General features: G+C 58.5%; 11 protein-coding genes. 8 read left to right on the top strand and 3 right to left on the bottom strand.

Features of this window, described 5'->3' with window-relative positions; all coding sequences use genetic code 11:
* The first annotated feature begins 15 nt into the window (after positions 1–15).
* The 4 genes from thyA (at position 16) to ACRX4W_RS03880 (ending at position 3,891) form a co-directional block, all read left to right on the top strand.
* A complete protein-coding gene (gene thyA / locus ACRX4W_RS03895) occupies positions 16–864 on the top strand; it encodes a thymidylate synthase (RefSeq protein ID WP_432299267.1) in 849 nt (282 codons plus the stop codon).
* A 9-nt stretch (positions 865–873) separates the two neighbouring features.
* Entirely contained in the window at positions 874–1,392 is a 519-nt protein-coding gene (locus tag ACRX4W_RS03890) for a dihydrofolate reductase (protein ID WP_432299266.1), read from the top strand.
* A 109-nt stretch (positions 1,393–1,501) separates the two neighbouring features.
* Positions 1,502–2,416 (top strand): TrmH family RNA methyltransferase, encoded by a 915-nt coding sequence (locus tag ACRX4W_RS03885; RefSeq protein ID WP_432299265.1) that lies wholly within the window; start codon positions 1,502–1,504, stop codon positions 2,414–2,416.
* 125 nt (positions 2,417–2,541) lie between these two features.
* Positions 2,542–3,891 carry an MATE family efflux transporter gene (locus ACRX4W_RS03880; RefSeq protein ID WP_432299263.1) on the top strand — a complete coding sequence of 450 codons (1,350 nt, stop codon included), beginning with the start codon at positions 2,542–2,544 and terminating at the stop codon, positions 3,889–3,891.
* 85 nt (positions 3,892–3,976) lie between these two features.
* On the opposite strand, the gene ACRX4W_RS03875 is transcribed toward ACRX4W_RS03880, so the two are convergent.
* Positions 3,977–4,462, bottom strand: coding sequence for a cob(I)yrinic acid a,c-diamide adenosyltransferase (locus ACRX4W_RS03875; RefSeq protein WP_432299262.1), 486 nt, complete (start codon positions 4,460–4,462; stop codon positions 3,977–3,979).
* 92 nt (positions 4,463–4,554) lie between these two features.
* Between ACRX4W_RS03875 and ftsH the strand changes: the two genes are divergently transcribed.
* The 3 genes from ftsH to ACRX4W_RS03860 all read left to right on the top strand — a co-directional run bounded on the left by ftsH (position 4,555) and on the right by ACRX4W_RS03860 (position 7,420).
* The gene (gene ftsH / locus ACRX4W_RS03870) at positions 4,555–6,447 is read left to right on the top strand and encodes an ATP-dependent zinc metalloprotease FtsH (RefSeq protein ID WP_432299260.1); all 1,893 of its coding nucleotides are present in this window, start codon (positions 4,555–4,557) and stop codon (positions 6,445–6,447) included.
* 76 nt (positions 6,448–6,523) lie between these two features.
* Positions 6,524–6,985, top strand: a complete 462-nt coding sequence (locus tag ACRX4W_RS03865) for a 2-thiouracil desulfurase family protein (RefSeq protein ID WP_432299259.1) — start codon at positions 6,524–6,526, stop codon at positions 6,983–6,985.
* A 207-nt stretch (positions 6,986–7,192) separates the two neighbouring features.
* Complete coding sequence (locus tag ACRX4W_RS03860; RefSeq protein ID WP_373118266.1) at positions 7,193–7,420, top strand: IS3 family transposase; 228 nt, start codon at positions 7,193–7,195, stop codon at positions 7,418–7,420.
* Positions 7,421–7,535: 115 nt separating this feature from the next.
* Here the strand turns inward: ACRX4W_RS03860 and ACRX4W_RS03855 are convergent, their stop codons facing one another.
* Positions 7,536–8,138, bottom strand: coding sequence for a Type 1 glutamine amidotransferase-like domain-containing protein (locus tag ACRX4W_RS03855; protein ID WP_432299257.1), 603 nt, complete (start codon positions 8,136–8,138; stop codon positions 7,536–7,538).
* Between the two features lie 514 nt (positions 8,139–8,652).
* Positions 8,653–9,735 carry an iron-containing alcohol dehydrogenase family protein gene (locus tag ACRX4W_RS03850; RefSeq protein ID WP_432299255.1) on the bottom strand — a complete coding sequence of 361 codons (1,083 nt, stop codon included), beginning with the start codon at positions 9,733–9,735 and terminating at the stop codon, positions 8,653–8,655.
* A gap of 510 nt (positions 9,736–10,245) precedes the next feature.
* Here ACRX4W_RS03850 and ileS point away from each other — a divergent pair.
* Entirely contained in the window at positions 10,246–13,023 is a 2,778-nt protein-coding gene (ileS, locus tag ACRX4W_RS03845) for an isoleucine--tRNA ligase (RefSeq protein ID WP_432299406.1), read from the top strand.
* Positions 13,024–13,265: the final 242 nt, after the last annotated feature.

Raw genomic sequence — 13,265 nt, 5'->3', positions numbered from 1 at the left:
CTGACAGGAGGGTCAATGAGCAAGGCTGATCAACAGTTTGTATCCATGTGCCGCGATATTCTGGACCATGGCACCACCACCGAGGGCCAAAAGGTCCGTCCGGTGTGGGAAGACGGCACCCCTGCCTATACCATTAAAAACTTTGGCGTTACGGCGCGCTACGACCTGCGCGAGGAGTTCCCCGCGCTTACGCTGCGTCGAACGGCGCTTAAGTCTGCGATGGACGAGATCTTGTGGATCTATCAAAAGAAGTCCAATAACGTCCATGACCTCAACAGCCATATTTGGGATGAGTGGGCCGACGAGACCGGCTCCATCGGCAAGGCCTACGGGTACCAGATTGGCCAGAAGAGCCATTATGCCGAGGGCGATTTCGACCAGATGGACCGCGTGCTGTACGATCTTAATCACACGCCGTATAGTCGCCGCATCATGACCAACACGTATGTGTTTAGCGACCTGTCCGAGATGCACCTGTATCCGTGTGCGTACAGCGTGACCTATAACGTGACGCAGCGCCCGCAGGATGACAAACCGACGCTCAACATGATTCTCAACCAGCGCAGCCAGGACATTTTGGCCGCAAACAACTGGAACGTGTGCCAGTACGCCATTCTGCTCATGATGGTTGCGCAGTCGGTCGATATGATTCCCGGCGAGCTGCTGCACGTGATCGCCGATGCACACATTTACGACCGTCATGTCGATATCGTCCGCGAGCTTATCGAGCGTCCGCAGTTTGCGGCGCCTAAGGTAACGCTTAACCCCGATGTGCATGATTTCTACGCGTTTACGACCGACGACCTGATCGTCGAGGGCTACGAGCACGGCCCGCAGGTCAAGAACATCCCCATTGCGGTATAGGTGGCAGGTATGACGTGTAAGCTTTCTGCCATCGTCGCCGTGTGTGACGACTGGGGCATTGGCTGCGAGGGCGATATGGTCGTGTCCAATCGCGCCGACATGCGTCATTTTGTGGCGTGCACCAAAGGTTGCCCGGTCATTATGGGACGCAAGACACTGCTGAGTTTTCCCGGCGGGCGTCCGCTCAAGAACCGCCGCAACATTGTGCTCACGCGCGATGAGGACTTTGCTCCCGAGGGCGTCGACGTGGTGCATAGCGTCGACGAAGCGCTCGCCGCGGTAGCCGATGAGCCCGTTGCTTGGGTGATCGGTGGTGGCGAGGTGTATCGGCAGTTTTTGCCGTATTGCGCCGAGGCCGAGGTTACGCAAAACCATTGCGTGCATGGCGTGGATACGTACTTTCCCGATCTGGATGCCGATCCCGCGTGGGAGATTGCGCGGCGTTACGGTGTTGCCACGATTGCCTCGGGCGAGGGCGACGAGGGTGTCGATTATGAGTTCATAACGTATCGTCGCGTTGAGGCGTAAATCTCCTATTTGCCCACGGTATTATCGGGTTGGAATGATTGAGGGGCGGCGCCTAGCGTCGCCTCGTTTGATATTGATGCTGCTGTAAGAAGGGTGCGGGCTGGCTGCTATGACTGATGCCGTTGAGGTTCTGCGAATCGATTCGCTCGAGGACGAGCGGCTCGATGCCTACGTGCGACTGACCGAGCGCGAGCTGCGCTGCGTGCTGGAGCCGCAAAAGGGCATCTTTATCGCCGAGAGCGCCAAGGTTATCGAGCGTGCGGTGCGTGCCGGATACCGGCCGGTGAGCTTTCTTTTGGGTGAACGCTGGCTCGACCAGATGATGCCGCTGTTTGAGCGCCTGGTTGTGCGCGAGGGCGCGGGTCCGGTTCCTGTGTTCGTGGCCTCCATGGAGCTCATGGAGCAGTTGACGGGCTTTAACGTGACGCGCGGTGCGCTCGCGGCGTTCCGTCGCCCGCGTCAGATTCCTGTTGATGAGTTCCTGGGCGGCGTTGTCGAGGCGGCGGGGGAGCGCCCGGTGCGCGTATGCGTGCTCGAGGGTATTGTCGACCACACCAACGTCGGCGCGATTTTCCGCTCGGCGGCTGCGCTGAACGTCGATGGCATTTTGGTGAGCCCTACGTGCTGCGATCCGCTGTATCGTCGCTCGGCCCGTGTGAGCATGGGCACCGTGTTTCAGGTGCCGTGGACGCGTATCGGCAGTGAGGCGCGCGTGTGGCCGCATGATGGCCTAGCTGCGCTGCACAATGCCGGTTTTTCCTGTGCCGCCATGGCGTTGACGGATGACTCCGTTTCGCTGGACGATCCTGTGCTGCAGGAGATTGATCGCCTGGCGATCTTTATGGGCACCGAGGGTGCCGGTCTGGGCGCCAAGACCATCGCGGGCTGTGACCGGGCCGTGCGCATCCCGATGGCGCACGGGGTCGATTCGCTCAACGTGGCCGCGGCGAGTGCCGTCGCCTTTTGGCAGCTGTGCCCGCACGTGAGCAACGAGTATCACTACCAGCCGGGTTTGTATCACTAGGCAAATATTTCGCACCGCGCTCTAATTCGGGGTGTTTCGGTTGCCGCCGGCCGGTGCTAATCTGGTTTTGGCTTTGGTTCTAAATCGCTGTTTTGTTGTTTGACGTACGCTTTTGGGGAGGGCGTGTGGCTAAGAAATCTACGGCTATCGATGTAACGCAGGGTGTTATTTGGCAGCAGCTGCTTTCGCTGTGCGTTCCCATCTTTTTTAGTTCGTTTTTTCAGCAGGCTTACACGCTTATCGGCACCTATATCGTCGGTCAGTTTGGCGGCAAGCTTGCGCTTGGCGGCATTCAAGCCACGATGGTGCTCACCGAGCTCTGCATTGGTTTTTGCGTTGGCGTTGGCGCCGGTTGTGCCGTTATCACGGGTCAGTTTTTTGGCCAGCACGATGATGAGCGACTGAGTCGTTCGGTCCATACGGCCATGACGCTCGCGCTGGTGTGCGGTATCGTTTTCTCGATTCTTGGCATAGTGTTCGTTGAGCCCATGCTGGTGCTTATGAACACGCCGCATGAACTATTGGCCGAGGGCGTGGCCTATGCTCGTTGTTATTTTGCCGCCATGGTTGCGGCGCTGCTGCTCAATATGGGAACGGCATTGCTGCGCGCCGTGGGCGACACGCGCGGGCCTGCTGTGATCATCGCTTCCGGCTGCCTTGTTAATGCGGTGCTGGATGTCATCTTCGTTGCCGTGCTTCATATGGAGGCTTTGGGTTGCGGCATCGCGGTGGCGCTGACCATTTGCTCCAACGCCACGATGATCGTGATTCGTATGATGCACGCACCGGGTGCGTGGCGGCTTTCACTGTCCAAACTCGGCATTGAGCCTGGCATTTGTAAGAGCATGATCTCGTGTGGTCTGCCGCTAGGCTTTCAATCTGCTGCGTATTCGATTTCCAACGTTTTGATTCAGGTGTCGGTCAATTCGTTTGGTGCCGATGTCACCACGGCGTGGGGTCTTTCGGGCCGTTTGGATGGCATTGTCTGGATGGTTACCGAGGCGCTTGGCGTTTCGATCACCACGTTCTCGGCGCAGAACTTTGGCGCACGCAACTACGAGCGCATGCGCAAGGGCTACCATACGTCGCTCGTGCTGTCGTTTATGCTCATTGGTGGCCTGTCTGCCGTGCTGCTGGTGTTCTCGGGTCCGTTGTCGCGTCTGTTTGTCGATGATGCTTCGATTTCGGCGTACACCACGACGATTCTTCATTTTATCGCGCCGTTCTACGCGATCTTCTCGATTATCGAAAACGCGTCGGGCTCCATTCGCGGTGCCGGCGTGAGCTTGCAGCCCATGCTGCTCACGATTTTTGGCACTGTCGTGCTCAGGGTGATCTGGGTGTTTGCGATCATGCCGTTCGATCCGTCGCTTGAGCACCTGCTGCTTGTTTACCCCGTAACCTGGCTCATCACGGCCACGATGTTCACCATCTACCACCACAGCGGCAACTGGCTAGGCCGCGCCACCGCCTAATGATCCGTATGAGACGGAGGAAAACGGATCCTTGGCCCGGCGATAAGGCGAAATGATCCGTTTTCCTCCGTTCCCTTCTGATCAATTAGTATTCGATGCCTTGGCGGGCTAGGAGGCCTTCGTCGAAGTAATGTTTGACGGGGCGCATTTCGGTTACTAGGTCCGCGAGATCGGCGAGGGGCAGCAAGCCGCGGCCGGTGAGCACGAGCTCCGTGGTGGTCGGTTTTATCGCGATCAACGCTTCGACATCTTCGCGCGTCGCAAAGCCCCGTCGCATGGCTTCTCCCAGTTCATCTAAGATCAGCACGTCGACCTGGCTAATCTGCTCGCGCGCCAGCTCCATGATCTGTGCGGCACAGGCTTCGGGCGTGACGCGGTCGGCTTGTACGATGCGTAGCCCCAATCGAGGTGCTGCGTCATGTTCGGCGCAGTGCAGCTTCTTGGCAAACTGAAGCATGAGTACGTTAAGTCCATAGCCCGTGGCGCGCAGAGCGAGCCCCAGTGCAGCCGTCGTCTTGCCCTTGCCGTCGCCCGTGTAGATCTGAACCCTGCCGACTTCCAGTGATGCCATATCTGTCCTTTCGTGCCCGGCGTCGGTTTATCGCCGTCCGGGTTGGGTATTCTAGAAAGCATTATCAACCCCAGTAGATGGAGTTCAAGCAGATGGAGATGGATGACAACAAACGTAGACGGAATATGATCCTCTACGTGCTCATCGCCTTCGTCGTCTACCTCGTGCTCTCGACCGTTCTGTTCCCCAACATCGGTCACACGCAGCAGATTACGAAGACCGATTACTCGACGTTTGTCAAAGCGCTCGATAAGAGGAGTGTCGACAAGGTCGAGTACAACACGGACGATTACACGATTTATTACACCAAGAAGGGCGAGGACGAGAACATCGCCTACAAGACGACCGGTGTGCCGAATGATGCGGGTTTTACCGATCGCGTGCTTGAGTCCGGTGCTTCGCTGGAGTCGGTCGTTCCCGATAAAAACTCGGGTTTGATGACCTACTACTTGCTCACGCTCATTCTTCCCATGGCGATTTTCTTCCTGATCGGCTGGTGGCTCAACCGCCGCATGAAGAAGGCCATGGGTGATGACGGTCCGTCGATGAACTTTGGCGGCGGTGGTTTTGGCGGCGGTGGACTGGGTAAGTCCGGCGCGCGCGTGATCGCCTCCAAGGACGTGGGCGTGACCTTTAAGGATGTCGCCGGCCAGGAAGAGGCCAAGGAGTCTCTCAAGGAGGTCGTCGACTTTCTGGAGAAGCCGCAGCGCTACGAGGAGATCGGCGCCAAACTGCCGCGCGGTGCTCTTCTTGTCGGCCCTCCGGGTACCGGTAAGACCCTGCTTGCCAAGGCTGTGGCCGGTGAGGCGGGCGTGCCGTTCTTTAGCATTTCGGGTTCTGAGTTCGTCGAGATGTTTGTCGGCCGCGGCGCCGCCAAGGTACGCGATCTGTTTAAGCAGGCCAAGGAAAAGGCTCCATGCATCGTCTTTATCGATGAGATCGATACCATCGGCAAGAAGCGCGATGGCGGCGGCTTTAGCGGCAACGACGAGCGCGAGCAGACGCTCAACCAGCTGCTGACCGAGATGGACGGCTTCGATAACCACAAGGGTATTGTCGTTCTCGCTGCTACCAACCGGCCCGACAGCCTTGACCCGGCCTTGTTGCGCCCCGGTCGTTTTGACCGCCGTATCCCCGTTGAGCTGCCCGACCTGACCGGCCGTAAGAACATTCTTGAGTTGCATGCCAAGAGCGTGAAGACGCAGCCGCCGATCGACCTGACCGCGATTGCCCGCGCTACGCCCGGTGCCTCGGGCGCCGACCTTGCCAACATCATCAACGAGGGCGCCCTACGTGCCGTTCGCGAGGGTCGCAAGCGCGCCACGCAGGACGATTTTGAGGAGTCGGTGGAGGTTGTCATCGCCGGTCAGCAGCGCAAGTCCACGGTGCTGTCCGACCACGAGAAGCAGGTTGTGTCCTACCACGAGATCGGCCATGCCATTGTTGCCGCTCGCCAGAAGGGCTCTGCGCCGGTCACCAAGATCACCATCGTGCCACGCACGAGTGGTGCTCTGGGCTACACCATGCAGGTCGAGGAGGACGAGCGCTTCCTGACCACGCGCCAGGAGGTCCTGGACAAGCTCGCCGTCTATTGCGGTGGCCGTGCAGCCGAGGAGCTCATCTTTGGCGAGATGACGACCGGTGCCGCCAACGATATCGAGCAAGCCACCAAGCTCGCCCGCAACATGGTGACGCGCTTTGGTATGTCCGACGAGTTTGGCATGATGGCACTCGGTACCGTTCAGAACGCGTACCTCAACCAGGACACGTCGCTTACCTGCGCTCCCGGTACGGCCGAGCGCGTGGACGCAATTGTCGCTAAGCTGATCGAGGACGCGCACGATCGCGCCCTGCAGATCCTCAAGGAGAACAAGTTTAAGCTCCATGAGCTGGCTCGTTATCTGTACAAGAAGGAGACGATCACGGGCGAGGAGTTCATGAATCTCCTCACGCGCGAGAATCCTCTGATGCCAAAGCAGCAGTAATACTAGTCGCGCAGTGTCAATCGCCCCATTTGAGTGTCCATCTCAAATGGGGCGTTTTGCGTGGGGAGAGTTGTATATGAAGATCGTGGTAAGTGCCTGCTTGATGGGCGAGAGCTGCAAGTATAACGGGCTCGACAACTACCATCGCGAGCTGGTCGAGGCTTGCGAGCGCACGGGGACCGAGGTCCTGTTGGTATGCCCTGAGGTTTTTGGTGGCTTGCCTACACCGCGCAAGCCGTCCGAGATTGTGAGCGGCGAGGTCCGTACCTGCGAGGGCGTGTCGGTCGATCGCGAGTTTCGCCTGGGCGCCCAGCGCGCACTCGATATGTGCGAGCAGGCGGGTGGCCCGTCCGAGATCGCCGCGTGCGTCTTGCAGGATCGTAGTCCCTCGTGCGGCGCGGGTCGCATCTACGACGGAACGTTCAGCGGTACGCTCACTGCGGGCAACGGCGTTTTTGTCGATCTGCTGCTGCGTCACGGGTACCGTGTGATTCCGGCTAGCGAGTTCGATCCCAGCATGCTGGAACATTGTCCATAGCACTCGAACCCAACACTTCCTCACGGGTGACCGTTTTGGCATCATCCGTGAAGTTGATATTGAGTACGACCCGGTCATCAAAGACGTAGAACGAGTTCACAGGCGCCGTACCCAGGCAGCCCCTCCCTGCGGCCCTCGCGCAGGAACGCGCACACGGCCTTCCCGTCTCTTGCGGCCCTCCCGGAACTGTCCACATCAGTGTAGCCAATCCAGTCCGCCAAGGGCTGCAGCCCGGACAACGCGGCGATGGAGGGCTTCTTCGGCCTGCTCAAGAAGGAGTTCTGGCACGGCAGGGACTGGTCGGACTGGACCCCCGCCCGCTTCATCGAGGAGCTCGGGGGCTGGATCGGTCGATACAATACGGTGAGGCGCAGCGATGCGCTCGGTGGCCGCACGCCGGCCGAGTTCCGCTCCGCGCTGGGAAGGGCCGCGTAACGGTCCAAGAAATCGTCCGCAGTCCCCATTCTTGCCCCTTTGGGACAGCTTCTTGTTGGGGCGTGCCTGCCCCAAGCCCTGCTAGGAACGAGTACAGCAAACTGGAATTTTTAAATTAGTCTTTGCAAATTACCTTTGAACCTTCACCATCAATTACTATTCCCTGACGGTTGTTAATTGGGTATAGATTCAAATCCGAAAACTCAGTCATTATTTTCTCGGTAACTTTCTTAAATGGTGCCGTAAGATAATGCGGAAGAACATAGAAATCAATCAAATTAAGCCCTGAATCATCTTCTTGTGAGTAGTCCTCCGGCTTTTCATCCATTTGCTCGATATATTGGATGCTTGGAGCGCATACAATCGCACCTGCCGATTCACCAATCATCAGTTTTCCCTTTGCCAATTCTTTCTTCAACAGCTCATCCGTTCCCGTTTTACGGAGCTGGTCTATAAGGAAAAAAGAATTTCCGCCGGTAAAATAGATCACATCCGCATCTTCAAAAAGAGACTGTATCGTTGAATAAGCCTCCGTTGAAATATCAATTTCAGTTACGATTGCTCCCAACTTTTTGAATAATTTTCGAGCCGAGCCGACATAACCGGTGTAGCCTTCACGCAGCGAAGCTGTTGGAATAAATGCGACTTTTTTATTTTCAATTTCTTCCTTTATTTGACTTCCTACACTTGAAAAGTGAGAACATAAAAACAGTTTCATCAATATTCTCCTTTATATATAAATTCTTATTTGTTGAACTAAGCCGTGTATACCATACTCTCCAATGAAAGAACGCCCTGATATAGCGAAATTTTGCCGTTTTCCTGCGCACGTGCGTACACACTCCACAGGAATTCTAAGGGGCCTGCCCCCTTAGCACACGGACTTTGGAACAAAGTCTAGTGTGTTACGCCTTGCCAGAGGTGTACAGGCTCCCGGTATGCACGTACGCAGCAATTGCCATCAATGCGCCATATAAGTGGCGATCAAGTTCGCATAAAGCGACCTTGATCCCGCAAAACAAAAGGCAGGATACCATCACCACGATGATACCCTGCCTCTGTTCGTTCCTGTTTACCGTTCCGAGTAGTCCTTTCGCAGAATTTCCGATAAACAAAAAACGTACCCGAACCCTTTCTCGTAAAGAATCGGGTTCGAGTACGAACTGAATGCCGGAGCAATAAACAACCACCAGAAAGGTGCCTGTCTCCTTTGTGGTTGTTTTGGGCCAGTCCTAGAGCGTGTGGCCGTAAGCGTCGGCGGCCTTGATGGCGGCGGCGAACTTCTCGTCGGTGAAGGGCTCCGGGTTGCCCTGCTTCCATTCGTTGGTGGCGTGCGCGTACTCGCACAGGGCAGGGATATCGGCCTCGGATAGCCCGACCTGCTCAAGCGTCACGGGCAGGCCCATCTGCTTGTTGAAGGCGGCGTAGCGCTTAAGGTTCTCGGTGTCGCCCGTGTAGGCGAACAGCACCAGCACGCCCAGGCTCACGACCTCACCGTGCAGGTAAGAGCCCTCGCGCGGAATGCTGCACGTGGCGTTGTAGAACGCGTGCGCCACGCTCGAGTTGTAGTAGTAATCGTTTTGGTTGGTCAGGTTCGAGACATAGCCCGTGTTGACCACGATGTCGAGCGCGATCTGCTTGACGGCTTCGGTCGACTGGTCCTGGCGCACGTCTTCAAGACCCTGCACGCCATAGGTAAACAGCGGCTCGGAACAGGTGTGCGCGAGTGCCAGGCCAAGACCGGCGGTGTGCTCCAGGTTACCGGCGCTCGTGGCGTACTCGACCTCGGGCTGCTTGGACAGGGCATCGCCCACGCCGGCCCAGAAGTACTCTGCCGGTGCCTCAGCGATGATCTTGGGGTTGATGAAGATGTGCGCGGGGCGGTTGGGGTACGAATAGCCCTCGAGCGAGCCGTCGTCGTTGTAGACGACGGCAATGGCGGTCGCGGCCGAGCAGTTGGAGCAGATCGTCGGCACCGTAAAGACGATCTTCTTGAGCTCGATGGCCGCCGTCTTGACGGTGTCGAGTGCCTTGCCGCCGCCGCAGGCGATGAGTACGTCGGCTTCCTGGCAGGCAGGGGAGTTCACGACCTTGGCGATATTGGCACGTGTACTGTTGGTGCCATAGACGCGCGTCTCCAGAATCTCGACGTCGGTACCTGCCAGCGCAGCTTCGATACCGGGAAGTGCTGCGGCCAGTGCCCGCTTGCCACCGATGATTGCGACCTTGGTCGCTCCGTATTCGGCCAGCGCTCCGGGCAGCTCGTCAAAGCAGTCTTCGCCGACGGTATAGTCGCTCATTCCAATTGTGCGCATAGGTACCTTCTTTCGTTCGATAAAGTGCTTACAGGTATTTTGCTCCAAGAGAAGGTCCACGGCCGCAAGAAATTTTGAACGTATAAAACCAGTGTTGAGGGTTTTTCGCCGGCACGGAACGTGCTAGCATACTCCGCATAAGCGTTGATGGGGACGAGTAGTCGGCCATCCGCATGCTACAGAGAGCGGGGAGTGCTGAGAACCCGCGCATGCGACCGATGAAAATCACCCCGGAGCTGCGGTCCCAACGGACGTGCCGCGCAGGTTCGTCTTAGTAGACATCGCCGAGATGGTCGTCGATACAGGCCAGCCGAGTAACGGATGCGAGCGCGCTATCACGCGGGCGAGGGCATCTAAGCTGGGTGGTTAAGCGAAGAGCTTTTACGGGCATGCAGCCCGTTTTATGGCGCTTCGTCCCAGCTTGTAGGGACGGGCGCTTTTTTGGTGCCCAGAGGGCGTGCGCGCCCACGACATGAAAGGGGTACCGTGGCAAACGAGTACAAGCAGACGATGAATCTGCCCAAAACCGGATTTCCCATGCGTGCCGGTCTTTCCAAGTCCGAGCCCAAGCGACTCAAGGACTGGCAGGACAACAAGGTCTACGAGCAGGTTCTGAAGAAGAACGAGGGTCACAAGAAGTTCGTGCTGCACGACGGCCCTCCGTACGCCAACGGCCCGATCCACATCGGCCACGCCATGAACAAGATCTCCAAGGACATGATCAACCGCTACTGGATGATGCAGGGCTATGAGGTCCCCTACGTCCCCGGTTGGGACTGCCATGGCCAGCCGATCGAGCACAAGGTCGAGGAGAAGCTCGGCACCGAGAAGTTCAACCAGACTTCCACGGCCAAGATCCGTGAGCTCTGCAACGAGTTTGCTGTCGAGAACATCGAGCTGCAGAAGGCCGGCTTCCGTCGTCTGGGCGTGCTCGGCGATTGGGACAACCCCTATCTGACGCTCTATCACCAGCATGACGCCGCCGACATCGAGGTTTTCAAGGCCATGTTCGATAAGGGCATGATTTATCGCGGCCACAAGCCCGTCCACTGGTGCAAGCACTGCCACACCGCGCTCGCCGAGGCCGAGATCGAGTACTCCGACGAGACGAGTCCCTCCATCTTTGTGCGCTTTGAGATGACCTCCAAGCCCGCCGGCCTCGAGAACTTCGACGGCCCGGTCGACTTTATCATCTGGACGACCACGCCGTGGACCATCCCCTCTGACCAGGCCGTTTCCCTTAAGCCCGGTGCCGCCTATGTCGCCGTCGAGCACGATGGCCGCGCCGAGGTCATGCTCGAGGACCTTGCTCCCAAGTGCTGCGAGGAGTTTGGCTGGGAGTACACCCCGGTCATGGTCGACGGCAAGCCCTACGTGGTTCCCGCCGAGACCTTCCACCACATCCACTACAAGCAGCCGATCTTTGACGGCGTTGAGGGCGTGGCGCTGCTGGCCGATTACGTCGGTGTCGATGACGGTACCGGTATCGTCCACAACTCGCCCGGCCACGGCGTCGACGACTACTTCGCCTGCCTCAAGGAGGGCATCACTGACATCTGTATGCCGGTCGATGACGACGGTAAGTTCTACACCGGTGAGGAGTTTGGCACCGGTGGCCCCTTCAGCGGTATGGATACCGATGAGGCCAACCCGCACATCATCGAGTTCCTGCGCGAGCGCGGCACCCTGGTCCTCGAGAAGAAGATCACGCACAGCTATCCGCACTGCTGGCGCTGCAAGCACCCGGTGCTCTTCCGTGCTACCGACCAGTGGTTCGTCTCGATGGACAAGACGGGTCTGCGCGAGCAGGCTGGCAAGGAGGTCCGCGAGAACGTCAAGTGGTATCCGGCACATGCCGCCAACCGCATTGGCGCCATGGTCGAGCAGCGTCCCGACTGGTGCATCAGCCGCCAGCGCAACTGGGGCGTGCCTATCCCCAGCTACACGTGCGCCGACTGCGGCGAGAAGGTCATGAACGACGCCACACTCGACGCCGTCATCAAGCTCTTCCACGAGAAGGGCTCCGACGCCTGGTTCACTGACGCTCCCGAGAGCTACCTGGGCGAGGCCTGCGTCTGCCCCAAGTGCGGCGGCCATCACCTCAAGGCCGATAAGGACATCCTCGACGTGTGGTGGGACTCCGGCGTTTCCTGGAAGGCCGTCTGCGAGTATCGCCCCGAGCTTGAGTACCCGGCGGACGTGTATCTCGAGGGCTCCGACCAGCATCGCGGTTGGTTCCAGAGCTCGCTGCTCACCTCGGTGGGCGCCAACGGCCACGCTCCGTACAAGGCGGTCGTCTCGCAGGGCTTCACGCTCGACGGCCAGGGCCGCAAGATGTCCAAGTCGCTCGGCAACGTCATCGACCCCAACAAGGTCTGTGACGAGATGGGCGCCGACATCATCCGCCTGTGGGTTGCCTCCGTCGACACCAGCTCCGACGTGTCCATCGACCACGAGATCCTTGCTCGTACGTCCGATGCCTACCGTCGTTTCCGCAACACGCTGCGCTTCCTGCTCTCCGAGCTCGAGGGTCAGTTTGAGCCCGAGACCGACGGCGTCGCCTTTGCCGACCTGCTGCCGCTCGACAAGCTCATGGTTGCCCGCCTGACCCAGGTTCAGGCCGAGGTCGACGACGCTTACTCTTGCTACGAGTTCCCGCGTGCCTACCGCGCGCTCTACGACTTTGTGGTTACCGAGCTCTCCAACGTGTATCTCGACGCCCTGAAGGACCGCCTGTACTGCGAGAAGCCCGGCTCGCTCGAGCGCCGCAGCGCCCAGACCGTGCTTGCCGAGCTCTTCTCGATGCTCATGCGCGACCTGCAGCCGATCCTGTCCTACACGGTTGACGAGGCCATGGCCTATGCGCCCGCCGGCTGCGTCGATCACCAGAAGTACGCCGCGCTGCTCGATTGGTATAAGTCGCCCATTACGGTCGACGAGGCCAATGAGTTTGAGGGCGTGCTCGAGGCTTCACTCGAGCTCCGTAGCGCCGTGACCAAGGCCCTTGAGGATGCCCGCTCCGCCGGCACCTTCACTAAGAGCCAACAGGTCCGCGTCAAGGCGGTCGTTCCCGCCGAGATGTATGCGCTGCTGACCGGCGACAAGGCCGTCGACCTGGCCGAGTTCTACATCGTCTCCGCTGTTGAACTGACCCAGGGCGAGGAGCTCTCCGTTGCCATCGAGGCTGCCGAGGGCGAGTGCTGCGACCGTTGCTGGAACTACCGCACCACCGTCGGCGAGTACAACGGCCACGCTCACATCTGCGAGAGGTGTGCGAACGCTTTGTAGTTACGCGGTTTTACCAAACCGCGTAACAGGTTGACGCTGCAAACCCGCCAGAGCGGCAATCTGCCTTTCAGCTTCGGCGGCATGACCAGAAGGTCTATGCCGCCTTGCTTCAAGGCACCTTGCTCGCTCTGGCGGGTTTTCGCTGTTGGTAACGAATCATCGGCTATTTCGTTGCTGGTCAATATAAGATATTGATTTGCGTTAAACGTAATTCGATGTTCTTGAGGGTAGGGGATTGATTT

The sequence above is a fragment of the Collinsella aerofaciens genome, assembly GCF_964283865.1.
Classification (GTDB): domain Bacteria; phylum Actinomycetota; class Coriobacteriia; order Coriobacteriales; family Coriobacteriaceae; genus Collinsella.
The sequence above is the reverse complement of the archived record's forward strand: the minus strand, read 5'-3'. Positions and strand labels throughout refer to the sequence as shown.

Coding starts and splice junctions, on each gene's coding strand:
- thyA (WP_432299267.1), top strand. CDS start 16: ATGAGCAAGGCTGATCAACAGTTTGTATCCATGTGCCGCGATATTCTG.
- ACRX4W_RS03890 (WP_432299266.1), top strand. CDS start 874: ATGACGTGTAAGCTTTCTGCCATCGTCGCCGTGTGTGACGACTGGGGC.
- ACRX4W_RS03885 (WP_432299265.1), top strand. CDS start 1,502: ATGACTGATGCCGTTGAGGTTCTGCGAATCGATTCGCTCGAGGACGAG.
- ACRX4W_RS03875 (WP_432299262.1), bottom strand. CDS start 4,462: ATGGCATCACTGGAAGTCGGCAGGGTTCAGATCTACACGGGCGACGGC.
- ftsH (WP_432299260.1), top strand. CDS start 4,555: ATGGAGATGGATGACAACAAACGTAGACGGAATATGATCCTCTACGTG.
- ACRX4W_RS03865 (WP_432299259.1), top strand. CDS start 6,524: ATGAAGATCGTGGTAAGTGCCTGCTTGATGGGCGAGAGCTGCAAGTAT.
- ACRX4W_RS03855 (WP_432299257.1), bottom strand. CDS start 8,138: ATGAAACTGTTTTTATGTTCTCACTTTTCAAGTGTAGGAAGTCAAATA.
- ACRX4W_RS03850 (WP_432299255.1), bottom strand. CDS start 9,735: ATGCGCACAATTGGAATGAGCGACTATACCGTCGGCGAAGACTGCTTT.
- ileS (WP_432299406.1), top strand. CDS start 10,246: ATGAATCTGCCCAAAACCGGATTTCCCATGCGTGCCGGTCTTTCCAAG.